The following is a 23,963-nucleotide window of genomic DNA, read 5'->3' as shown; positions in this document are numbered from 1 at the left end:
TTAAGGAAAAGGAGGTCGCAAGTATATGATAAATATTGCAAATTTAACTATAAAATTAACAGTAACTAAAAATACAATATTAAATGGAATTAAAAATAGCGACCCGATGGGCTTTAATTGTAATACAATAATCTATAGTTAAGTTATTATTATGATTATAAGTGTCACGGGCAAAATAAAAGTTCCGTGACTTTTTATATTATATATCAGTTTTTAAAAGTGATATACATCTGTAATTTAAATACATAGAAAAAAGGTCATGGATTAACCATGATCTTTTTTCTTTTTGATAGAAAGGCGGTGAGAATTATGAAAAGGTATGAAGAAATAGGCGTTGCAACCATCTAACAAGCTCATTTGATGGTTAAAAATCCAACAACCTAGGTTTTTAGCCATTTTAAATTAGGTATCTTAAAATTTAGATACTTAAAAGGGTTATAAAATCATCAAATGAGCGATAGGAGAGGGTTAAAATGTTATTACAATTAAATAATATAGGAAAAAGCTTTAATGGAGAAACTTTAATTTCAAATATAAATTTAAAGATTGAAGAGGCAGAAAAAATAGGCTTAATAGGAGTTAATGGTGCAGGTAAGTCTACACTATTAAAAATTATCTATGGAGATATCTCACAAGATGAAGGAGAAATAATAAAATCTAAAGGAAAAACCTTTGCTTATTTAAAGCAAGATAGCGGTTTGAATTTAGAAAACTCTATTAAAGAGGAGATGCTTTCTGTATTTAAGGAACTTTTAAATGCAGAAAGAGAATTAAGACAATTAGAAAAGCTTATGTCCTCACAAGAAGTTATTGAGGATTATGAAAAATTAGAAAAAGTTATGAAGAAATATTCGTCTAAAACTGATTATTTTGTTATGCAAGGTGGATATGAAATAGAAGCGAAGATTAATACTATATTAAATGGAATTGGGTTTAAAAATTTTGATTTAAATATTAAAGTTTCAAAGCTAAGTGGGGGACAAAAAACAAAACTTTCCTTAGCAAAAATACTTTTAAATGAGCCTGATTTATTAATGTTAGATGAGCCCACAAACCATCTTGATTTAGAAGCTTTAAATTGGTTAGAAGGCTATTTAAAAAGTTATAAAGGTGCAGTTTTAATAGTTTCTCATGATAGATATTTTTTAGATTCTACAGTTTCAGTTATATACGAAATAGAAAGAGGCAAATCTAAAAGATATACTGGTAACTATTCAAAGTATGTTTCTCTTAAAGCGGAGGAAAAAGAACTCCATGTAAAAAATTATGAAAGGCAACAGGAGGAAATAGAAAGACTTCAAACTTTTGTTGATAAAAATATAGTAAGAGCGACTTCTGCTAAGGCTGCTAAAAGTAAGAGAAAAGCTATAGAGAGAATGGAAAAAATAGACAAACCCTTAGGAGAATTAAAAAAGGTTAATATAAACTTTCAAATTAAAAACAAATCCTATAAAGAAGTGCTACAACTTAAAGAAGGTGTTTTATCTGTAGGTGAAGGAGAAAATAGAAAAATACTCACTAAAGATTTAAGCTTTGATCTTACAAGAGGAGATAGAGTGGCGTTAATAGGGCCTAATGGAGTAGGTAAAACTTCACTATTAAAGGCCTTAATAGGAGATTTAAGGTTAGAATATGGTTCAATTAATTGGGGAAAAGATATCCATATAGGTTATTATGATCAGGAACATGAAAAGTTAAATTCTAATAATACTATATTAGAAGAAATTTGGGAGGACTTTCCTACTATAAAAGAAAGTAAAATACGAGGAGTATTAGGTAGATTTTTATTTTCTGGTGAAGACGTATTTAAGAAAATAGGAGATTTAAGTGGTGGAGAAAAATCAAGAGTAGCACTATCTAAACTTATGCTTGTAGAGGCAAATATGCTACTTTTAGATGAACCTACAAACCATTTAGACCTGCAGAGCAAAGAAGTATTAGAATCTGCTTTAAAGGACTATGAAGGTACAATTTTATTTATATCTCATGATAGATATTTTATAAATAAAATTGGAAACAAAGTGATGGAACTTACAAAAGAGGGAATGAAGTGTATTAAGGGGAACTATGATGATTATTTATTAAATAATAGAAAACCTACGTTATTTATTTAATAAGATGAGAGAGTATTAGTTTAAGGCGGTTCTACACCGTCTTAAATTAATTATTTTAATATGCTATTAAATTATGTATTATGTAATAGTTTGTGGAAGATGGCTGCAAATTAAAATTATATTTATTAGATGGCCTATTAATTTAGTGGGTTTTACCTATTTTATATTAATAAATTCTTCATAAAACCTTTCTTTATCCTCAAGTATCTTCTGTTTCTAGCTATGAAAGCCATATAAGTATAGTTAGTTTTACAATAGATCACAATTAATAAGGAATTATTGAAAGTTATATAAATAAAATGTAATATAAAAGTGGGATGAGGATATGAATTCTTACATTTTTAAATAAAAGGTGGGTAACATCAGATAAATTAGGTGCTGGAGGAGAAAATTATTTTAATACAGATAATAATGAATCAATGGTTAAAATAAGGAGAAGTTAGTATGAAATATAAAATATATATTGTAGAAGATGATTTATCAATAAGTACCTTGTTACAAGAATATATAGATAAGTATGGTTTTGAGGTAAAAGTAGTAGAAAACTTTGATGAAATAATCATAGAATTTAATGAGTATAATCCAGACTTGGTGTTGTTAGATGTTAATTTACCTAAATTTGACGGATTTTATTGGTGTAGAAAGATAAGACAACAATCAAAGATTCCTATAATATTTATATCTGCAAGAGATAGTGGAATGGATCAGGTTATGGCTTTAGAGAGTGGAGCAGATGACTATATAACGAAACCATTTTATTTTGATGTTGTTATTGCAAAGATAAAAAGTCATATAAGAAGAGCCTTTGGAGATTATGCACCTAAGGTAGAGGAAAGAATAGTTGAAGTTCAAAGTCTAAAGTTCTATCCAGAAAGGTTAGAAGTAGAATTTAATGGTGAAAAATTAATTATCACTAAAAGGGAAGGTATCTTATTGGAGTGCCTTATGAAAAAATACCCTAAAGTCGTCAGTAGGGATTTTCTTTTAGAAAAAATATGGGATGATTTAGAGTTTGTTGAGGAAAATACTTTAAGTGTAAATATTAGCAGAGTAAGAAAAAGGCTGCAAGTACTAGGCATAGATAAAGGAATAGAAACTATAAGGGGAGCAGGTTATAGATTAAACAAAACCTGGTAGTATGGAGTTTATGAAATTGTTTTTAAAGGATAATAAAGGTTATATTTTTATATATTTATTAAGTTTAGCTCTTACTATTACATATACTAATATCATGGGATTTATTGAATTTAGCGAAATTATTTATATATTGATGTTTAATACATTTATTCTAATGTGCTTTTTAGCTTTTAGGTATTATAAAAATAAAGAATTATACAGATTATTAGGAAATGGATTCACTTGTTTAAAGGATGCTTTCTTGCAACTTGGCACTTCGGATTTAAGTGAAAGTATTTCTGAAATATTAAAGGAGCAACATAATTTATATGAATCTGAAATACAAAAATGTAACAAAGTTCACAATGAACATCTAACTTTTATTAATCAGTGGGTACATCAAATGAAAACACCTCTTTCTGTAATACAGCTGCAACTTCAAGAGTATGAAGGAGAAGAAAAGGTTGTAAGTATAGAAGAAGAGGTTAATAAATTAAATAAAGGTTTAAATATGGCACTGCATTTTGCAAGAATAGATTCTTTTCAAAAAGATTTTTTGGTACAACGGGTTTTTCTAAGGAGTTTAGTTCTTCATACAGTAAATGAAGAAAAGAAGATTTTTATAAAAAATAGAATAATTCCTAGAGTAGAAATAGATGAGGCTATTGAAGTATATAGTGATGTAAAGTGGATGAAGTTTGTATTAGATCAACTTATTATTAATGCTTTAAAGTATTCAAAGGGCAAGGGAAAAGAATTAATTATGAAAGCTTATAAGGATGGAGAGGAAGTTACACTAAGCATTGTAGATGAGGGAATAGGAATACCGAATAAAGATATTAAAAGGGTATTTGATCCATTCTTTACTGGAGAAAATGGACGTAAGTTTGGAGAATCTACGGGGATGGGGTTGTATATAACCAAAGAGGTATGCAAGAAATTAGGCCATGACATAGATATAGAATCTACTGTTAATGAAGGCACAAAGGTTACAATAAGATTTAAAATAAAAGTATAATTAATAGCAAATGGATAGTTAAACTATTTATTTGCTATTTTTATTTAAACCTGGAAATCTTACACACATGTCATACTCCTGTAAGCTTTGTAGATAGCACCTTATACCTTACTATTATAAACTATATACAATAATTAGTTTGTAAGGAGTGATAAGGTATGGATATAATATTTTTATTAAAAGCCATTATAATAGCAATAGTAGAAGGAGTAACTGAATTTATTCCCGTATCTTCTACGGGACACATGATATTAGTTGGATGGGCAATTGGCTTTGAAGGCGAATTTGCAAAGATGTTTGAAGTTGTGATTCAACTTGGAGCAATAATGGCAGTTGTTATTTTGTATTGGAAGAAGATTAAAGAAAGTGTAATAGAATTTTTCAAATTTATATTTACTAAAGGAAGAGAGGGGAAGACAGGCTTTAGATTTGGGATAAATGTTATTATTGCATCTATTCCAATGGGAGTTGCAGGAGTGTTATTATACCATAAAATAAAATCAAAGTTTATACCAGAAGCTGTCATAGTAGGGTTTATAGTTGGTGGAGTATTACTTTTAATAATAGAAAAAATATTTAGATATAAGAATAATAAAGTAGAAAGCATAGATAGCATAACTTTTATACAATCATTTAAGATTGGTTTATTGCAACTTCTTGCTATGTGGCCAGGAATGTCAAGAAGTGCTTCTACAATAATGGGTGGATGGATTGCAGGACTATCCACACCAATAGCAGCAGAATTTTCATTTTTTTTAGCTATTCCAGCTATGATAGGGGCAACAGCTAAGGATTTATTTGAATTTGATTATTCTATAATGACATTAACATTATGGATTGCATTAATAGTAGGATTTATGGTGGCTTTTATAGTATCTTTAATAGTTATAAAAAAATTTATTGATTATCTAAAAAAGAAACCAATGAAGGTGTTTGCAGTATATAGAATAATGGCAGGGGTTTTACTCGGAGTATTAGTATTAACTAAGGTTATTACTTTAACAACATAGAAAGGATAGGAAAAATGAAGATTTTAGAGGTTAATAATTTAAGTAAGGTATATGGTAACAAGGTAATATTTAATGCTTTGGATAATGTAAGTTTTACTATAGAACAAGGGGAATTTGTAGGAATAATGGGGCCATCAGGAAGTGGTAAGACAACCTTATTAAATATGGTTTCAACAGTAGATAAACCAACATCAGGAGAAATAAAAATAAAGGATAAGAATCCTTTGAGTCTTAAGGGGGATGAGTTAGCTTTATTTAGAAGGAGAGAGTTGGGATTTGTATTTCAAGATTTCAATTTGTTAGATACTTTAACTGTTGGTGAAAATATAGTGCTTCCACTTACTTTAGATGGAACACCATTAAAAGAACAAGATTATGAACTTAATAGAATATCAAATATACTTGGAATAGAGGATCTAATTAATAAGAGAACTTTCGAAATATCAGGGGGACAATCTCAAAGAGTTGCAATTGCAAGAGCCTTGATACATAATCCAACTTTACTATTGGCTGATGAACCAACGGGTAACTTAGATTCAAAATCCGCTAAAACTGTAATGGAGTTATTTAAAAAGATAAATAAGGAGGAAAAGGTAACTACAATGATGGTAACCCACGATCCATTATCAGCAAGTTATTGTAATAGAATTCTATTTATAAAAGATGGAACTATATATAATGAAATTTATAAGGGACATAGCAGACAACAGTTTTATCAGGAGATTATAGATGTACTTGCACTACTAGGAGGGGGAAACTAATGAATTTTAGAGAGTTTGCAAGTAAAAACGTACATAGAAATATAAAAGCATATTTTGCATATTTTTTTAGTAGTAGCATATCAGCGGCGTTGTTATTCTCTTTTACTATGATTATATTCCATCCAGATTTTGTGAAAGTTGATTTACCTCAGTACCTAATAAAAGCACTTAATGTGACAACAATAATTGCATACTTATTTTTATTTTTCTTTGTATTCTATTCAGTAAGTGTTTTTTTAAAAAGTAGATATAAAGAATTTGGAATACTTTATATTATAGGAGCATCAAGAAAACAGATACAAAGGATGATAAGCATTGAAAATATAATAATTAGTTCAGTGTCTGCCATAGTAGGTATAATAGTAGGAATAGTTTTTTCTAAGATACTTTTAGCAGCTAGTGGAAAGCTATTAGGGTTTAATGCACTTGGATTTTATATGCCAGTTAAAGCTATGATTATTACCTTCGTTGCATTTGTGATGATAGGAATAGTAATTTCAATATTTTGTTCATTTATCATAAAAGAAGATATGGTTTTGAAATTACTTAAAGGAACTAAAAAACCAAAAGCTGAACCAAAAGCATCTAGTATTCTTGTGATTATATGTATAACATTATTAACGGTAGGGTATTATTTATCAATTACATCAAGTACAAAAACATTAACTAATAGAATAATACCTGTAACATTAATGGTTGTGGTAGCTACATATTTGTTATTTTCTCAATTAAGTGTGTTTACAATTAAGCTACTTAAAAAAAATAGAAATTTGTATATGAAAAAAACTACAGTACTATGGGTGTCAAATTTATTATATAAAATAAAAGATAATACAAGAATGTTTTTTTTAATTACAATAACCTCAACAATTGCCCTTACATCAATAGGATCAGTATATGCCTACTGGAGAGATAAAGAAGATCAGATAAATAGAGATTTTCCGCAAGCATTTTTCCTGTCTGATATTTATGATAATAAAAGTAAAGTTGATTCTAAAGCTGGTTTTATAGAAGACTCATTGATAAATCAAGGAATAGAGTATAATAAGATTAATGAGGAGCTAAAGTTTGTTATTCCAGATGGTGGTAAGGATAACGTAGTTATAATTAAAGAAGATATCTATAAAAAATTAATATCAATGCTATCCCTAAATGCTAATTTTTCAAAGGAAGATGAGAGTTTAATAAGTAATCATAAAGTTAAAAATATTGTTTTAGATAATGTAGAAATAGAAGTTGTTTTAAAGAGTGATAGAGGATTAATTCCAACATTTTATGGAGAGGTGTATGTGGTTAAAAATGATATATATGAAAAGATAACTGGGGTTAGAGGATATTTTGGTGCATTTAATGTAGAAAACTATCAAGATACATTGAACATATGTAATGACTACTATAACAACTTTGGATATGAGAAAGAAGATAAATACCATAATAACTTGTTAAAATCTCGTATACTAAGATCTACTAAGGTAGCTTATGGAGTAATTTTGTTTAGTGCCATATTTATAGGACTTATCTTCTTTGTAACAACAGGAAGTTTCTTATATAATAAGTGCTACATGGATGTTATAGAGGACAAAAAGAAATATAGACAGTTAAATAAAATAGGTTTAACTTATAAAGAAATAAAGAGGGTATTAAATATTGAGATAGGAGTATTGTTTTTGCTCCCTTATATAATTGCTGTTATACATTTTTTCTTTGCCATTAGTTCATTAAGATATGCTTTTAAACTTGAGATAAAGGTAGCAGCATTTAGGGTTATAGTTATTATGTTAATTGCACAAATAATATATTTCCTTATTATAAAAAAACGTTATCTGTTAGAAATTAAAAAAAGTTTGATATAATTTATTTGAAAGTAAGATTAAAAGCTTAAGTTCTTATGATTTATTGTAATACTACTTAATCATAAGAACATACTTTTGAAATAAAGTTTTAAAATTTCAAACAGGGGGTATTGATAATGAAAAGGCTATTAGTGGTTATTGACTATCAACACGACTTTGTAGATGGGACGCTAGGCTTTGAAAAGGCTAAAACATTAGAAGAACCTATTTATAATAAGGTTAATGAGTACTTAAAAAATGGTGATAGGGTTTTATTTACCTATGATACTCATTATGAAAATTACTTAGAAACTAGAGAGGGTAAAAATCTACCAGTTTTACATTGTAGAAAAGATACTAAAGGTCATGAGTTATATGGAAAAATAAAAGATTTTAAAATAGCAGAAAATACGTTACATTATAATAAAGAAGGTTTTGGAATATCTCCAGAGAATATGATTAAATTATCTGGTGAAATAGGAGAAGATATTAAGGAAATTGAACTGGTAGGAGTGGTTACAAACATGTGCGTAATAAGCAATGTAGTCCTTTTTCAATCACAATATAGAAATACAAGTATTATAGTTGATGGAAGTCTTTGTGCTAGTTTTGATGATAAACTACATGAAAAGGCATTAGATATAATTGAATCTCTACAAGTAAAAGTAATCAATAGGGATTTATAGATAATGATAGATATTGCATAAATTAAAGTAAAGGATTTTAATATGAGAATAAATAAACTTCTTAGTAATTTTGGTTTTTGTTCAAGAAGGGAAACCAATAGACTTATTGAGGAAAATAGAATAACAGTAAATGGAGAGTTTTGCAAACCAGGACAGTGGGTAGAAAAGGAGGATATTATCCTTATTGATAACAAACCTATACTAATGAAAGATAAAGTTTATATTGCATTAAATAAGCCAGAAGGAATTACATGTACTGCAGCGAAAGAAGTAAAGGATAATATAATTAGTTTTATGAATTATCCAGAATATATTTTTCCTGTTGGAAGATTAGATAAGGAATCCCAAGGGTTAATCTTAATGACAAACGATGGAGAGTTAGCCAATAAGATTTTAGAATCAGAAAATAAATATGAGAAAGAGTACCTAGTAACTGTTAATAAGCCCTTTGATGATTTTTTTATGAAGGGAATGAGTGAAGGAGTAGAAATTTGTGGAACTCGAACAAGGCCTTGTAAAATCAGTAGGGTTAGTGAAGATACTTTTCGAATTATTCTTACCCAGGGACTTAATAAACAGATTAGAAGAATGACTAAGGCTTTTGGATATACAGTTTTATATCTTCAGCGTATTCGAATTGTTAATATAGAAATTCAAGGCATAGATATTGGCAAATGGCGTAATCTTACAGAAAAAGAAGTAATGGAATTAAGAGATATAACTAAAGCATAAATACTTACTCTAATATAAAATTAAAATTTATTCTATAACTATGGCTGCATAGATTTTATAGGAAACTTATCTTCATAGCTTTAGATGAGTACTGGAGGGGTAAGGGACTAAACATCAAGCCATATGTTTAGTCCCTGGTTAACAGGTTTACCCAAGATAATAGATAGTGGGTCTCTACTTAACAAGCTACAATGAAACTGTAGCTTGGGTACTTGATTAAAAGGTTTACACAAAATCGTAGATTTAGAATATCAAGGGGGAGTTCAAATGGGATGTAAAGACCGTATTATAATAAAAACTAAAAAATCAAAATCTATCATGGAATATTTAAAGAAAAATGAAATAGTTAATTTAAATATAATAGGAATAATAGAAAATGAATCAGAGGCTGAAATATATGTAGATAATGAAGACGTACCTAATGGTGTACTTGTAAGACATGGGTATTTTAACTACTTGTATACAGAAGATGATAATTTTTTAGATAAAGTTCTAGAGGAGTTATTTAAAGACAATTTCTATGGATTTTCAGGACTATATAGGCCAATTGCTGAAAAGATAAAAAGAAGATATTTAGTTACATGGGAAAATAGATGTTCACTTTATTATCTTCCAAAAGAAAATTTGGATTTAAGTCTTATAAAAAATCCAGTTAGATCTATTGATATAGAGGATAGCGAAACGGTAGATGATTTCTATACCTATAGAGATTCAGAAAGTATTGAAAAAATAAAGAAAGATATATTATATAGACCTTCATCAGCAGTATATGTTAATGGTAGCATAGCTTCATGGGTTCTTACTCATAATGATAATTCTATAGGGATAATGTATACAAAGAAGGAATATAGGAAAAAAGGTTATGCAGTGGATGTTACCATAGATATTGCATCAAAAATCATAAAATCAGGAAAGATACCTTTTCTTCAAATAGTTGAAAGTAACAATATGTCCACAGGACTTGCAGCAAAGTGCGGTTTTGAAAGTCATGGATATGCAGACTGGTTTGGCGTAATTGTAGGAACACCACAGCCTATTATAGATATAAATAATAAGATTAAAAGTAATCACCTTGATACCATTGAGGGTTTTACTTATTTAAAAGATGAAAAACTTAACTGTATGTACCTTGCACCCCATGGTTTTAAGGAAAAATATGAAGAAATCCAAGGATTTACTCTAGAAAAAGTCATTGGTAGTGAAGGGATAGACCTATGGTGTGAAGTTTTAATAAGTTCTCTTAATATAGATGAAAATGAAAAAAGTTCTTTTAAAAATATAGTTTATAAGGCTGTTTCAAAGGTAGAAAACAGATACAATTTATACATTGGAATATTAAATGGAAGGCCAGTATCTGCTATAGCACTACTTAAATATGAAACTGATATTATAGGGTTATATTTTGCGGCAGTTATTCCAGAGATAAGAGGAAGGGGAGTTGGAAGAGCCACAATTATTGAAGCAATAAAGATAGGGATAAAAAATCATGATGTAGAATTTGTACTACTTCAAAGCCCAGAGCGATACGGTAAGATATTTGAGGATATTGGATTCATACACAGTCATTATATTTAGGGAAAGGCTAGAATTTAATAGAGGGTTAAAAATTTTGTATAAGATTAGGTGGGATGATAATGGGGAAGATTGCATTTGTAGGTGGGTTATTAATAGATGGTAATGGTGAGGAGCCTATAGAAAACTCACTAGTACTTATTGAAGATAAGAAAATTCAATATGCAGGATCTATGATGGAAGTTGGAGAGGATTATAAGAAAATAGATATTGTAGGTAAAACTATTATGCCTGGTTTGATTGATACTCATCTTCATTTTAGCGGAAATAGAACTGATGATGATAATGAATGGGTTCTTGAGCCTGTGATACAAAAGACCATTGTTGCCGTAGCCCAAGCACGTGAAGCTCTTGAGCATGGACTAACCTCCGTTGGGGAAATTTCACGGTCAGGTATACATATTCGTAACATGATCGAAGAAGGAATTATACCTGGACCTCGCGTAGTTGCAGCAGGATTAGGATTTTGTAGGACAGCAGGGCATGGAGATTCTCATAGATTACCATTAGAATATAATGATGCTTCTCATCCGTGGGCTCAGCGTGTAGATGGTCCTTGGGAACTTCGCAGGGCAGTTAGAAGAAGACTTAGAGAAAATCCAGATGCTATTAAAATTTGGTCCACAGGAGGAGGCATTTGGAGGCACGATGCTAAGGCTGATTTGCATTACACCATGGAGGAAATTCAAGCTGTGGTAGATGAATGTAATATGGTAAGATCACCAGTATGGTCTCATGCAGAAGGTTACGAGGGGGCACTTAACTCCTGCAAGGCAGGGGTGTCTGCAATTATTCATGGACAAGAATTAAATGAGGAATGTCTAAATATAATGAAGGAAAAAGATATAAGCTTTTGTCCAACCCTTCAGTTCTTTTATGAATGGTTTACTGTATATGAGCCACCATACAGAAAGGTTCACGATAATTATCCAGGAAAAACCACTGCAGAAAAGGAACTTAATCGTATAATAAGTAATCTGCAAAATGCTAATGAAAAAGGTATTAGAATAACCGTTGGATCAGATTCTTTTTGTAGTAGCTTAACTCCCTATGGTAAATATGCTATTACAGAGATGTATACCCTTAATAAGGCAGGATTAACGGAAATGGAAACAATTCTAGCTGCAACTAAAAATGGGGCTGAAATGCTTAAAATAGATAACATTACTGGTACTTTAGAGAAAGATAAGTTTGCAGATTTAATTGTTCTTAATGGAAATCCGTTAGAGGATATTCATAATGTGGACAGTGATAAAATGGAGATCATTATGAAAGAGGGAAGCTTTGTAAAAAAATAATGGTTAAATATTATATAGAGTAATTAGTTATATAACAGGTTGATTTACTAAGATTTTTAGAAGTAACTATAAAATTATGTCATAGTATAATTTAACTATAACACTACTAAAAGTCTTAATTATTAAAAAAGTCATAGTTTTAAATTATGGCTTTTTATTTTGGAAAAAATTTTAAAGAGGTTATAATAAACATAGTTCTTTGCTTTAGATTGAGAGCAGCTTACATAAACAGCTCCACCTGAAACCAAGAATTACTTGATAAATATAATGTTAATGTAAATCTTTACTTTAAACAAAAAGAAAGGTTTTAGTAGCATGGATAATAGTTTCAGCAATTATTTTTATCTACACATATAATAAAAGGGGATTAGATAAATAAAGATATGGCTTTTTATTAAATAATCCTTGATTTGAAAACTAATCTAATGAGATATGGATGTTAAATAATATTAATTTTAAAAGCTAAATAGATAAGATCTTACACAATAGTGTGAGGTCTTATCTATTTAGTGTCTTCAGATGAAGTTTTTTATAAGGAAATGCATCTCCTTATGAAGTTTATAAGAATTTATAGTAGGGTCATAGATAATTAATACAACACTGTAAATTAGGTTTTAGCACCGTGTGCCTAGCTTTAAATGGAATTTTACTTTACCCAAAAAACTCTGGGCTTTTCACATAATCTGAACGTACCGCTTTCTGTATTATGGTAAGGCTGATCTTCTCGCTAGCCATATCAAAAGTACAAGGAAATTGAGATCTGCAATCTTCACATTGTAAATATTGTTTTAAATTAACATGCTCCCTGTTATCAAATAGATATGGTAGAAATTCTTCATTACTTTTTATATCTTTTTCATTAAACTTATAAGTATATAAATATGTGGATTCATGCTTAAGCAAAAAGTTTTTACTATTACAAATTGGACATTTTAATGATTCATCTATATTCAACTTATATCTTCCTTTCTAATTCATACTTTATTTGTAGTGTTTCCTTTATTTTGTAATTATATTCGAAAAAATAGTATTAAGGTGGGTAGTGGCAAAAAAATAAGTAAATTATGTATCATGTGTATTTCATGCCATTATAGAGAAAGATGAAAAACCTTTATTTTAATAATATAAGTAGAAGTAAACAAATATGAATTATTAACTTGAAAAATCTTTTTAATTTATTTAGAGCAACTGCAAACAAAACGTATGTTTGTATATTTTATTTATTTGTGTCAAAAATACTAATGATAAAGTATAGAAAGGTTTGATATGATGCAGTATACTTATATTAATGAAAATTATTTTATTAAGGAAGCTACTTCTATGTGTGAAGGCTTTCTTTTAAAGCCTAAGAATGATTTTGTTTTTAAAAGGATTTTTGGTGATGCTAAAAAAAACTATTACAATCAATATTCTTGATTTTGATTGTTTAAATACTGATAAATACCATAGTATTTTTCATTTATGGGAAGATGAAGAAAGATTTAAGCTTACAGATGTTATGGAAATACACTTTATAGAGCTAAACAAGCTAAATAAGATTAATACTTCTGATAATCTTTCCCAATGGATGAATTTTATTAAAGGTGATTCAAAGGAGGTTGTGGAAAAAATGGCAAAGGTTAATCCGGATATTGAAAAAGCTTTTGATATTCTAAGGACAATGAGTCAAGATAAGGAAACAAGGGCTCTTTACCTTTCAAGAGAAATGGCTCTTCACGACGAGGCAACAAGATTGGCTGAAGCAATTGAGGAAGGCCTTGAAAGGGGAAAAACTGAAGGCAGAGCTAAAGGGATAATTGAAGGCAGAACTGAAATTTTAATAAAACAGTTACAAAAGAAGTTTAAGGATTTACCAAAGAACGTTGAAGAGGGTATTAAAAAGCTTCCGGAGAATAGACTTGATCTTTTGGCAATGGATATTTTTGAATTAATAACTATTGATGATATTTACAAATATTTATAAATACTTATTCAAGCCTTCATATAGTTAAGGGAGAATAGCTTTATTTTAAAGTTATTCTCCTTTAATTTTCATATTTACACGTAAGCAATCTTTTACCTTATTAATGCTAAGTCGTAGATGGAAATATATAATATGACATATATACGTCATATATGCTTTGATATTATAGATATAAGAAAATGAATATAAGGAGGGGGAATATGGATTATATTCCTGCAAAAACAATAATTTCGCAGTACAGTAAGGAAAATTCATGGTTTGGCATCAATTATAATATGAATATTTACAAGGGTTGCTCCCATGGATGTATTTACTGTGATTCTAGAAGTGAGTGTTATGGAATAGATAATTTTCATAGGGTAAGGGTAAAGGAAAATGCAATACAGCTTATTAGAGAAGAATTAAAGAGTAAAAGAAGGACTGGAGTTGTTGGAACAGGGGCAATGAGTGATCCTTATAATCCTTTTGAAAAGGAATTAATGTTAACTAGAAAGGCTTTGGAACAAATCAATGAACTTAACTTTGGAATAGCCATAGCAACTAAAAGTAACCTCATAACAAGAGATATAGATATATTAAAGAGAATTAAAGAGCATTCACCAGTAATTGTAAAAATCACAATTACTACTTTTAATGATGAACTATGCAAAAAAGTTGAGCCTAACGTTTGTGTATCTTCTGAAAGATTTGATGCTATAAAAAAGCTTTCTGACAATGGTATATTTGTAGGAGTATTACTTATGCCTATTTTACCTTTTATTAATGATGATGAGGAGAATATTATAAACATAATAAGAAAGGCACATGAATCTGGTGCAAAGTTTATATTAGCCTATGGTATGGGAGTAACTCTTAGACAAAATCAAAGGGATTATTTTTATAACCAATTAATGAACTTATTTCCAGATGAAAATCTAGTTGAAAAATATAGAACTTCCTTTGGAAATAAATATGCATGTTCTTCTATTAAGTCAAAAAGGCTTTGGAAAATATTTAAAGATGAATGTGAAAGACTTGGGATACTTTATAAAATGCAGGATATAGTGTCAGATTATAAGAGAGAGTATGATGATAAACAAATAAGTTGGTTTTAATATATAAAAATTATTAATTGGATTCATAAGATTTGCTAATAATCTTTTATAAATTTCATGGTATAATTAAGTTAATTTATATTAGTAATACAAATCATGATGAAAAGATAGAAACTCCTTTTATAATTTAAAAGAGGTATGAGACTAATAGCAAATCACTGATTTGGAATAGAAATTATTTAAGTAAAATGGTGGTATTTGATATGAATGATAATATAAGTATATTGGTTGTAGAGGATGATGCAGATATAAATAGTCTGCTATGCAAAATATTAAGTAGGCAGGGTTATAATGTAAAGGAAGCCTATTCAGGTTCTGAAGCTAAAATGTGTCTTGAAAAGTATGATTTTGAACTGGTTTTACTTGATTTAATGCTTCCGGGAGTAACAGGAGAGAGGCTTATTTCGGATATAAGAAAAATTAAAACCATGCCTATTATAGTTATTTCTGCGAAGCCTGGACAAAATATAAAAATAGAAGTATTAAGGCTTGGTGCAGATGACTTTGTATCTAAGCCTTTTGATACAAATGAAGTTTTAGCAAGAGTTGAAGCCCAGTTAAGACGTTATACAGTATTCTCTAAAGGTAATAAGCAACAAAGTGTTCTGGGGTACAAGGATTTGATTTTAAACCGTGAAACAATGGAAGTTACAGTTAATGGAGAGCTTATATCTCTTACATCAAGAGAATTTACGATACTAGAACTTTTGATGGCTCATCCAAACAAGGTTTTTACAAAGGCAAACTTATTTGAACATGTTTGGAATGAGGACTTTTTTGGTGATGATAATACAGTAAATGTTCACATAAGCAACCTTCGTTCAAAATTAGCTAAAATTAATCCTGATATAGAATACATACATACAGTGTGGGGTATTGGATATAAAATCAGCGATAAATAGGCTTTTAACCTTAAGGCAGTCTTGCCATAGTAAATGTATGATAAAACTTAAGACTTTCTTAAGGTTTTCTTTAAGGTATCTTGTTAATTATATTTTAATATATAGTTATACAAGAAAGGGGAGGTTGATTTAAGTGGCCGATATAATACTTAAAACTAAAAATATAACTAAAAAGTATCATAATCATCTAGCTGTAAATAATGTTAATATAAAGGTAAAGCAGGGAGATATTTATGGACTTGTTGGTAAAAATGGAGCGGGGAAAACAACGTTACTTAGAATGGTAAGTGGACTTACAATGCCTTCAAGTGGAGAGATTGATTTATTTAGTGAGACATCACAAAGTGGATTAAATAAATCCAGAAGGAGAACTGGATGTATAATTGAAACTCCAAGTTTTTTTCCTTATTTATCTGCAAGAAAGAACCTTGAACATTATAGAATACAAAGAGGTATTGCAGAAAAAGAATATGTAGACGAGATAATAAAAGTTGTAGGACTTCAGGAGGCTGGTAATAAAAAATTTAAAAACTTTTCTCTTGGTATGAAACAACGTTTAGGCCTAGCACTGGCTTTAATGGCAAGTCCAGATTTACTTATTTTAGATGAACCTATAAATGGGCTTGATCCTACAGGAATTGTTGAATTTAGGGAAATTTTGCTAAAACTTAATAGAGAAAGAAATACTACAATAATTATATCCAGTCATATATTAGGTGAACTTTCTCAAATGGCAACTAACTATGGATTTATTCATAATGGTAATCTTATAGAAGAAATATCCTCAAAGGATTTAGAAGAAAAATGTAAGCGCTGTTTATCTATTAAAGTAAAAAACATTGAAAAAGCTACTGTAGTAATTGAAAAAGAGCTTAAATGTAGTAAATATGAGGTGTTAAATGGAAATGAGATTAGATTATATGAACATATAGACACTCCTGAAATAGTAGCCAAGGCTCTTGTAAGTAATGAGGTTATGTTATCTTCCATGAATCAAGTTGGCGCAAATTTAGAGAATTATTTCATCGATTTGATTGGAGGTGTACATAATGCTTAATTATATAAAAGCTGAACTTTACAGAAATTTTAACAGAACATATTTTTGGGCATATACAGGTGGTATAGCTATCTTAACCTTAATAATGAATATACTTATTAAAATAAGTAGTGTGGGACAGTCTATGAATTTAGTAGTCTTGATTCAAGCATCTGCTCAGATGCTTATGGTACCAGTGTTTTTAGTAGTGTCTATAGTTGAAATGGTTACAGCAGAGGAACAAAAAAATCTTACTTTCAAAAATGTGCTATCCTTTGGGCTTTCAAGAAACAAATTCGTATTATCAAAAATAATTGCAGCAGTTATTCTTTCATTAATATCGGCAATTATTATATTAACAGTGTTTTTTGGAAGTGGTACAATTTTGCTTGGAGTTGGAGAAGGTTTTTCTGCAAGTCTTGTAAGTGATTTTATGGGAAGAATGTTAGTATCAACTATACTATGGATTGCATGTATATCAGTAGGTACTTTCTTAGCTCTTACTATTAAAAACAATACTATTTTTGGTTTAGTTTATGCAACAGTATTTCTTGTAGGAAAGAAGTTAATAGGTTTACTTTCATTACTTGTTTCTAATAAATTTGAATATGTTCAAAAGATACTTATTACAACCCAATTAGATAAATTAAAAATGGAATTAACAAGTTCTAATATGACTTTTGCCGCATTAGTAGGAGTTGCATACATAATAGTATTTACAGCTTTAACTATGATGTATATCAAAAATAAAGAGATTAAATAAACAAGGAAGGGTGACAATTAATGCAAGAGTTAATTATTATTTTTCTTATAATTATATCAGGTATATTTGCCACCCTTTATATTTTATTATGTAAAGAGATTCAGAGCATAACTGATCAATTGAGGAAAAGTAATACAGTTAAAACTAACTCAAAAATATTACTTTTATCATCAAATAAAAGAACAAAGGATCTGACTTTAGAAATAAATAAAGCTTTAGAGGCAAAGCAGAAAACAGAAGTTGAATATAAGAAGATAGACTTGGAACTTAAGCAAGCTATTTCAAATGTATCTCATGATTTACGAACCCCTCTTACATCAATAATGGGATATATTCAGCTTATGGAAGATGATAGCTTGTCTCAAGATGAAAAGAAGCAATATATTGATATAATAAAAAGGAGAACAAAATCACTCCAAAATTTGATATGCAGCTTTTATGATTTATCAAGACTTGAGGGAAAAGAGTATAGATTGGAACTTAAATCACTAAATTTATATAATATAATATGTGATATGATGGCTTCATTTTATAATGATTTTTTAAGTAAAGGGATAGAGCCTATTGTCAATATAGATGAAAAAGTTTCTTTAGTTATTGCTGATGAAAGTGCAGTTAGGCGCATAATTTCAAATTTGATACAAAACATGCTTAAATATGGTGAAAATTTTATAGCCATATTTTTAAAAGAGGAAGAGGATCATATAATCATGACCTTTACAAATGATGCATCTTATTTAAGTGAAGATGATGTAAAGCATTTATTCCAACGCTTTTTTACAAGAGATCGAACTAGAAGTGGAAAAAGTACTGGGCTTGGACTTGCTATAACTAAGCAACTAGTCGAGCAAATGGGTCATGAAATCTTTGCAGAACTATTAGAAGATAAACTTAGTATAATAATAAAATGGAAAATATAGATATAACCATAGAAGTATTAAAATATAACTTTTGGGTTATATCTTTTTTATATGAGTTAATATTAAGGTAATTTATATTTTTAAAATAATCTGAAATTTTTGTTGCATTTTATAAAGTTACGGTATATAATGGTTATGTAGTAAATAAGTACTATAAATTAGAAGAAGGAGGTCGTGAACATGTTAAGGAATAAAAGATTTCCACTAGGCAATATTGATCTTTCAGTACAATTTAATAGATTATACATGCACGATCTTGGAATACATTTTTAATTTTGTTTTTTTATTAATGTGTATAAGCCATAGGTTGTGTACCTATGGCTTTTTTATACGAATTTTTAAGGGTATATATGTAAAAAAAGATATATACTGTTAAAAACTTTATCCTTAGTCAATATCTGTAGATCAGAAGTACTCCATACTTTGTATGCAGATACTGAGTCTTTGGATAAGATTTAAAATTCTTAGCTTAGAAGAAAGTAGTTTTGTTAACTAAACTTCATCTTAAGTTAAGAACCAGTTTATGCGTATAGAGCCGTAGAATATCATATTCTTCGGTTTTTTATTTTATAAAAATATAAAAGGAGTGGTAAATGTGATTAAAAATTATGTTAAAGAAAAAATTAAAGGCTGGGATTCTACTTTTTACACCTGAGTTAAGGAAATTTCACTAGCACAATATAGGGGGGATTATTTTGAAGAAACTTTTAAAGTTAATTAAAGGAAATAGATTATTATATACTGCAGCAATACTTTCTATAGCAATGTCAACATTTTTAGCAATGTTAGAACCCATGATTATAAAAACAACAATAGATTCTATTATTGGGAACAGTCCTTTAAGTGCGCCACCATTTATTGAAAGACTGATAGAATTTGTAGGTGGAAAAGGGGTACTTGCAAGAAACTTATGGATATGCTCTTTGATCCTTGTAGCATTAACCAGCATAAGAGGTATTTTCTTGTTTTTAAGAGGAAAGCTTTCATCTAAGGCTGCTGAAAACATTGCAAGGAATATAAGAGTAAGGCTTTATGATCACATTCAGAACTTACCATACTCATATCATGTAAATTCAGAATCTGGTGATTTAATACAACGTTGTACATCAGATGTGGATACAGTTAGAAGGTTCTTTGCAGTGCAACTTGTAGATATAGGAAGAGCAATCTTTATAGTGACTTTTGCCGTTATAATGATGCTATCACTAAACAAAAAAATGACACTGATTGCTATGGTAGTAGTACCATTTATATTCGTATTCTCTTATGTGTTCTTTAAAAAGATTAAGCATAATTTTGAAAAGGCTGACACACAAGAGGGGGCTCTAACTTCCGTACTTCAAGAAAATTTAAATGGTGTTAGGGTAGTAAAAGCTTTTGGAAGACAGACTTTTGAAATTGAAAAATATGAAAAACAAAATGGTAAATATAGGGATTTAAATTTCAAGTTAATTAAACTACTTTCTAATTATTGGTCAATATCAGACTTGCTTTGTATGACTCAAATTGGTTTAGTTTTAATTGCAGGTATATATTATGCCAATAAAGGTGAGATAAGCCTTGGTACTTTAGTTGTATTTAACACTTACGAGGGAATGTTATTGTGGCCTGTAAGACAGCTTGGAAGAATTCTTTCAGACATGGGAAAGATGACTGTTTCTCTTGGAAGAATTACAAATATTCTTGAAATACCAGTAGAACAGGAACATGGTAAAGCTTTAAAGCCTGATATTAAAGGAGAAATAACTTTTGAAAATGTAAGCTTTGAATATGAAAAGGATAGTAATGTTCTTAATAATTTGAGCTTTAATGTGAAAAAAGGTGAAACTATAGCAATAGTTGGACCTACTGGATCAGGTAAATCTTCTCTAGTTCATCTTTTATTAAGACTTTATGACTATAACAGTGGTTCTATAAAGATAGATGGTATAGAACTTAAGGATATTGAAAGAAAATGGATAAGAAACAATATAGGAATAGTACTTCAAGAACCTTTCCTTTACTCAAGAACTATAAAAGAAAACATTATGATAGCTAAATTAGACTCTAATGATAGAGAAATTGAAAGTGCAGCTACTGCAGCAGCAGTACATGAAGTTATAACTTCCTTTGAAAAGGGTTATGACACCATAGTTGGAGAAAAGGGAGTTACTCTATCTGGAGGACAAAGGCAAAGGGTTGCAATAGCAAGAACACTTATAAAAAATATGCCTATATTAATATTTGACGACTCCTTAAGTGCAGTAGATGCAGAAACAGATAGGGTAATTAGAGAAGAGTTAAAAAAGAAAAGTACAGATAATACTACATTCATAATCTCTCATAGAATCTCAACAGTTATGGATGCAGATAAAATTATAGTTTTAAATCAAGGGGAAATTGAAAGTATAGGTACTCATAATCAGCTTATAGGCAAAGAGGGTATCTATAAGAGAATATGGGAAATACAAAATTCATTGGATACCTTTGACGAAGAAGAAAAGAAGGCTTGCAATGGGTAAAAGGGGGATTGTTTAATGGCTAGAATAGATGAAAATAAAGCAACAGAAAAAATAGATATAGGTATTTGGCGAAAACTTTTTAAATATCTTTCAGAATTTAAAAAAGGACTTATATTTTTAGCCTTTCTAATGGTTGGAGTAGCTGGGGTGGACGCTGTAATGCCACTACTTACTCGATATGCCATTGATAATTTTATTGTAGAGAAAAGTTCAGAAGGACTTAAAACATTTGCAATAATTTATTTTTCTGTAATTGCTTTTCAAGCGCTAAATGTAAAATTATTTATAATGCAAGCAGGTAAAATTGAAACCTATCTTGCTTATCATATAAGAAATCTTGGATTTAAAAGGCTTCAACAGCTATCCTTTTCTTATTACGATAATTCTTCAGTAGGATGGCTTATGGCAAGAATGACCTCAGATGTGACAAGGCTTAGTGAAATCATATCTTGGGGATTAATAGATATGGTATGGGCACTAGCTATGATGATTGCTTTTATAGGAATAATGCTTTATAACAACGTAAAGCTAACCCTTATAAGTATGAGTGTAGTACCTCCACTATTTATTATAGGAATGTATTTTCAAAAGAAAATTTTAAAGTCCTATAGAAGTGTAAGAAAATTAAATTCTCAATTAACAGCAGATTTTAGTGAAGAAATATCTGGAGCTAAAACTACAAAAACTCTTGTTAGAGAAGAAGAAAATCTAAAAGAGTTTAAAGAGGATGCAGCTAAAATGAGAAATTCCTCTGTAAAAGCAGCTATGTTCTCTGCCCTATTTCTTCCTATTGTTTTGTCCATGGGAAGTATAGGAACAGGTTTTGCATTATGGTTTGGAGGAAAAAGTGTTATTTCTGAAACTTTATCCTATGGTACTTTTATAATGTTTATCTCATATACTATACAGTTTTTCGATCCTGTAAGCCAGCTAGCAGGAACTCTTGCAGAACTGCAAAATGCGCAGGCATCAGCAGAAAGAATAATATCTCTTATAGAAACTGAGCCAGATATATGGGACAGGGAAGATGTAATAAAAAAATATGGAGACTTGTTTCATGGTAAAAAAGAAAACTGGGAAAAAATTCATGGAGATATTGAATTCAAAAATGTATGTTTTGCTTATAAAAATGGAGAAAAAGTTCTTGAAAACTTTAATTTAAAGGTAAAACAAGGTGAAACCATAGCCCTTGTTGGAGAAACAGGCTCTGGAAAAAGCACTATAGTAAACCTGCTTTGTAGATTCTATGAACCTACAAGTGGAGAAATATTAATTGATGGAAAAGACTATAGAGAAAGATCAATATTATGGCTTCAGTCCAATATAGGATATGTGCTTCAGAGTCCACATCTTTTTAGTGGAACTGTTAAAGACAATATCACCTATGGAAAACTTGAGGCGACAAATGAGGAAATTGAAAGAGCAGCAAAGCTTGTAAATGCTCATAGCTTTATAATGAAAATGGAAAAAGGATATGACTCAGAAGTTGGAGAAGGTGGAGGAAACCTTTCTACAGGAGAAAAACAACTTATTTCCTTTGCAAGAGCAATAGTTGCAAATCCAGCTCTCTTTGTTCTAGATGAAGCTACTTCCTCTATAGATACAGAAACAGAAAGAATGATACAAAATGCTATAGAAAAGGTTCTTTCAAATAGAACAAGTTTTGTAGTAGCTCACAGACTTTCCACTATAGTTTCAGCAGATAAAATTCTTGTTATAAGAAAAGGAAAAATTACTGAAGCTGGAACCCACAGAGAGCTTATAAAGAAAAAAGGTTATTACTATAATCTTTATACAAATCAACTTCTTGAGGAAAAAGAAATGGAAAGTAAGACTGTTGTTTCCTAAAAATAAGAAGGGTATTCACTTAAAAAAGGTGAATACCCTTTATTAAGTTAGCCTATAAAGTTTATATTTGGAAAAATGAGCTTACTCCTATGAACATATGTGAATAGGAGTTTCATTTTAGTATTTTAGGTGTAACTTTTTCTAAGTACATACGAATAAGTAGTGTATGCAATTTGATTTAAGTATTTTTTTAAAAAGTAACTAAAGTAAATATAAAGATATTATGTTTATAACTTAAAGAACTTTACGTAAGGCAAGGGGGGGAGATAGTGGAGGAAGACTTGATATTAATGAAAAACTTTAAAGCTGGAGATAAAGAAAGCTTTGAAAGACTTGTTATTAAGTATAGGGAAAATGCTATAAATTTTTGTCAAAGCTTTGTACATGATTATCATATATCAGAAGATATTGCACAGGATAGTTTTACTTATATTTATGTTTATAAAGAAAGATATAATGAAAAATACGCTTTTAAGACTTATCTGTTTACAATATTAAGAAACAAAAGTATTGATTATATAAGAAAAAATCATGATATAACTTTAAATAAAATTCCTGAAAGTATTTTTCCAAAGGAAACTGAGGACATTGTATTACAAAAAGAAGAGCAGGCACTGATTAAAGAAAAGATTAATGAATTAAATAACGATTATAAAACCATTATCTATTTAATAGATTTTCAAGAATTTAGCTATAAGGATGCAGCTAAAATTATGGGGAAGAACTTAATGCAGATTAAAATCTTAATATATAGGGCAAGACAGAGATTAAAAGTTTTGATTAAAGAGGAGGGGTAA

20 protein-coding genes are annotated in these 23,963 nt (G+C 29.4%); 19 read left to right on the top strand and 1 reads right to left on the bottom strand.

Translation table 11 applies throughout. The annotated features are described in order from the left end of the window. Positions 1–473 precede the first annotated feature (473 nt). The 10 genes from abc-f to KQI89_RS05705 all read left to right on the top strand — a co-directional run bounded on the left by abc-f (position 474) and on the right by KQI89_RS05705 (position 12,139). Positions 474–2,114 carry a ribosomal protection-like ABC-F family protein gene (abc-f, locus tag KQI89_RS05750; protein ID WP_216456272.1) on the top strand — a complete coding sequence of 547 codons (1,641 nt, stop codon included), beginning with the start codon at positions 474–476 and terminating at the stop codon, positions 2,112–2,114. A 444-nt stretch (positions 2,115–2,558) separates the two neighbouring features. Then, positions 2,559–3,251 (top strand): response regulator transcription factor, encoded by a 693-nt coding sequence (locus KQI89_RS05745; RefSeq protein ID WP_216456271.1) that lies wholly within the window; start codon positions 2,559–2,561, stop codon positions 3,249–3,251. Between the two features lie 10 nt (positions 3,252–3,261). Further along, on the top strand, positions 3,262–4,248 hold the full coding sequence (locus KQI89_RS05740; protein ID WP_216456270.1) for a sensor histidine kinase: 987 nt from the start codon (positions 3,262–3,264) through the stop codon (positions 4,246–4,248). 158 nt (positions 4,249–4,406) lie between these two features. After that, positions 4,407–5,258 carry an undecaprenyl-diphosphate phosphatase gene (locus KQI89_RS05735; RefSeq protein ID WP_216456269.1) on the top strand — a complete coding sequence of 284 codons (852 nt, stop codon included), beginning with the start codon at positions 4,407–4,409 and terminating at the stop codon, positions 5,256–5,258. Positions 5,259–5,272: 14 nt separating this feature from the next. Next, the gene (locus KQI89_RS05730; protein ID WP_216456268.1) at positions 5,273–6,019 is read left to right on the top strand and encodes an ABC transporter ATP-binding protein; all 747 of its coding nucleotides are present in this window, start codon (positions 5,273–5,275) and stop codon (positions 6,017–6,019) included. Continuing rightward, on the top strand, positions 6,019–7,872 hold the full coding sequence (locus KQI89_RS05725; protein ID WP_216456267.1) for an FtsX-like permease family protein: 1,854 nt from the start codon (positions 6,019–6,021) through the stop codon (positions 7,870–7,872). The genes KQI89_RS05730 and KQI89_RS05725 overlap by 1 nt, the downstream gene beginning before the upstream one ends. 116 nt (positions 7,873–7,988) lie before the next feature. Next, positions 7,989–8,537, top strand: coding sequence for a cysteine hydrolase family protein (locus KQI89_RS05720; protein WP_216456266.1), 549 nt, complete (start codon positions 7,989–7,991; stop codon positions 8,535–8,537). A gap of 42 nt (positions 8,538–8,579) precedes the next feature. Next, complete coding sequence (locus KQI89_RS05715) at positions 8,580–9,269, top strand: pseudouridine synthase (RefSeq protein ID WP_216456265.1); 690 nt, start codon at positions 8,580–8,582, stop codon at positions 9,267–9,269. Between the two features lie 267 nt (positions 9,270–9,536). Next, positions 9,537–10,844, top strand: a complete 1,308-nt coding sequence (locus KQI89_RS05710) for a GNAT family N-acetyltransferase (protein WP_216456264.1) — start codon at positions 9,537–9,539, stop codon at positions 10,842–10,844. Positions 10,845–10,903: 59 nt separating this feature from the next. Then, positions 10,904–12,139 carry a metal-dependent hydrolase family protein gene (locus KQI89_RS05705; protein WP_216456263.1) on the top strand — a complete coding sequence of 412 codons (1,236 nt, stop codon included), beginning with the start codon at positions 10,904–10,906 and terminating at the stop codon, positions 12,137–12,139. Between the two features lie 651 nt (positions 12,140–12,790). On the opposite strand, the gene KQI89_RS05700 is transcribed toward KQI89_RS05705, so the two are convergent. Further along, positions 12,791–13,093, bottom strand: coding sequence for a hypothetical protein (locus tag KQI89_RS05700; RefSeq protein WP_216456262.1), 303 nt, complete (start codon positions 13,091–13,093; stop codon positions 12,791–12,793). A 427-nt stretch (positions 13,094–13,520) separates the two neighbouring features. On the opposite strand from KQI89_RS05700, the gene KQI89_RS05695 reads away from it, so the two are divergent. The 9 genes from KQI89_RS05695 to KQI89_RS05655 all read left to right on the top strand — a co-directional run bounded on the left by KQI89_RS05695 (position 13,521) and on the right by KQI89_RS05655 (position 23,963). Then, complete coding sequence (locus KQI89_RS05695) at positions 13,521–14,102, top strand: Rpn family recombination-promoting nuclease/putative transposase (RefSeq protein ID WP_216456261.1); 582 nt, start codon at positions 13,521–13,523, stop codon at positions 14,100–14,102. Positions 14,103–14,302: 200 nt separating this feature from the next. Next, positions 14,303–15,196 (top strand): SPL family radical SAM protein, encoded by an 894-nt coding sequence (locus KQI89_RS05690; RefSeq protein WP_216456260.1) that lies wholly within the window; start codon positions 14,303–14,305, stop codon positions 15,194–15,196. Positions 15,197–15,399: 203 nt separating this feature from the next. Further along, entirely contained in the window at positions 15,400–16,098 is a 699-nt protein-coding gene (locus tag KQI89_RS05685; protein WP_216456259.1) for a response regulator transcription factor, read from the top strand. 133 nt (positions 16,099–16,231) lie between these two features. Continuing rightward, positions 16,232–17,155: an ATP-binding cassette domain-containing protein gene (locus KQI89_RS05680; protein WP_216456258.1), complete on the top strand. Its 924-nt coding sequence runs from the start codon at positions 16,232–16,234 to the stop codon at positions 17,153–17,155. Then, positions 17,148–17,897, top strand: a complete 750-nt coding sequence (locus KQI89_RS05675; RefSeq protein WP_032122144.1) for an ABC transporter permease — start codon at positions 17,148–17,150, stop codon at positions 17,895–17,897. Before KQI89_RS05680 ends, KQI89_RS05675 begins: the two co-directional genes overlap by 8 nt. Before the next feature lie 20 nt (positions 17,898–17,917). Next, positions 17,918–18,817 carry a sensor histidine kinase gene (locus tag KQI89_RS05670; protein WP_216456257.1) on the top strand — a complete coding sequence of 300 codons (900 nt, stop codon included), beginning with the start codon at positions 17,918–17,920 and terminating at the stop codon, positions 18,815–18,817. Positions 18,818–19,512: 695 nt separating this feature from the next. After that, entirely contained in the window at positions 19,513–21,318 is a 1,806-nt protein-coding gene (locus KQI89_RS05665) for an ABC transporter ATP-binding protein (RefSeq protein WP_216456256.1), read from the top strand. A gap of 15 nt (positions 21,319–21,333) precedes the next feature. Next, positions 21,334–23,166 (top strand): ABC transporter ATP-binding protein, encoded by a 1,833-nt coding sequence (locus tag KQI89_RS05660; protein WP_216456255.1) that lies wholly within the window; start codon positions 21,334–21,336, stop codon positions 23,164–23,166. A 269-nt stretch (positions 23,167–23,435) separates the two neighbouring features. After that, complete coding sequence (locus KQI89_RS05655) at positions 23,436–23,963, top strand: RNA polymerase sigma factor (RefSeq protein ID WP_216456254.1); 528 nt, start codon at positions 23,436–23,438, stop codon at positions 23,961–23,963.

The sequence above is a fragment of the Clostridium simiarum genome, assembly GCF_018919175.1.
In the GTDB taxonomy this organism is placed as follows: domain Bacteria; phylum Bacillota; class Clostridia; order Clostridiales; family Clostridiaceae; genus Clostridium_L; species Clostridium_L simiarum.
The sequence above is the reverse complement of the archived record's forward strand: the minus strand, read 5'-3'. Positions and strand labels throughout refer to the sequence as shown.

Coding starts and splice junctions, on each gene's coding strand:
- KQI89_RS05725 (WP_216456267.1), top strand. CDS start 6,019: ATGAATTTTAGAGAGTTTGCAAGTAAAAACGTACATAGAAATATAAAA.
- KQI89_RS05720 (WP_216456266.1), top strand. CDS start 7,989: ATGAAAAGGCTATTAGTGGTTATTGACTATCAACACGACTTTGTAGAT.
- KQI89_RS05705 (WP_216456263.1), top strand. CDS start 10,904: ATGGGGAAGATTGCATTTGTAGGTGGGTTATTAATAGATGGTAATGGT.
- KQI89_RS05690 (WP_216456260.1), top strand. CDS start 14,303: ATGGATTATATTCCTGCAAAAACAATAATTTCGCAGTACAGTAAGGAA.
- KQI89_RS05730 (WP_216456268.1), top strand. CDS start 5,273: ATGAAGATTTTAGAGGTTAATAATTTAAGTAAGGTATATGGTAACAAG.
- KQI89_RS05745 (WP_216456271.1), top strand. CDS start 2,559: ATGAAATATAAAATATATATTGTAGAAGATGATTTATCAATAAGTACC.
- abc-f (WP_216456272.1), top strand. CDS start 474: ATGTTATTACAATTAAATAATATAGGAAAAAGCTTTAATGGAGAAACT.
- KQI89_RS05685 (WP_216456259.1), top strand. CDS start 15,400: ATGAATGATAATATAAGTATATTGGTTGTAGAGGATGATGCAGATATA.
- KQI89_RS05660 (WP_216456255.1), top strand. CDS start 21,334: ATGGCTAGAATAGATGAAAATAAAGCAACAGAAAAAATAGATATAGGT.
- KQI89_RS05735 (WP_216456269.1), top strand. CDS start 4,407: ATGGATATAATATTTTTATTAAAAGCCATTATAATAGCAATAGTAGAA.
- KQI89_RS05675 (WP_032122144.1), top strand. CDS start 17,148: ATGCTTAATTATATAAAAGCTGAACTTTACAGAAATTTTAACAGAACA.
- KQI89_RS05710 (WP_216456264.1), top strand. CDS start 9,537: ATGGGATGTAAAGACCGTATTATAATAAAAACTAAAAAATCAAAATCT.
- KQI89_RS05695 (WP_216456261.1), top strand. CDS start 13,521: ATGCTAAAAAAAACTATTACAATCAATATTCTTGATTTTGATTGTTTA.
- KQI89_RS05715 (WP_216456265.1), top strand. CDS start 8,580: ATGAGAATAAATAAACTTCTTAGTAATTTTGGTTTTTGTTCAAGAAGG.
- KQI89_RS05670 (WP_216456257.1), top strand. CDS start 17,918: ATGCAAGAGTTAATTATTATTTTTCTTATAATTATATCAGGTATATTT.
- KQI89_RS05740 (WP_216456270.1), top strand. CDS start 3,262: ATGAAATTGTTTTTAAAGGATAATAAAGGTTATATTTTTATATATTTA.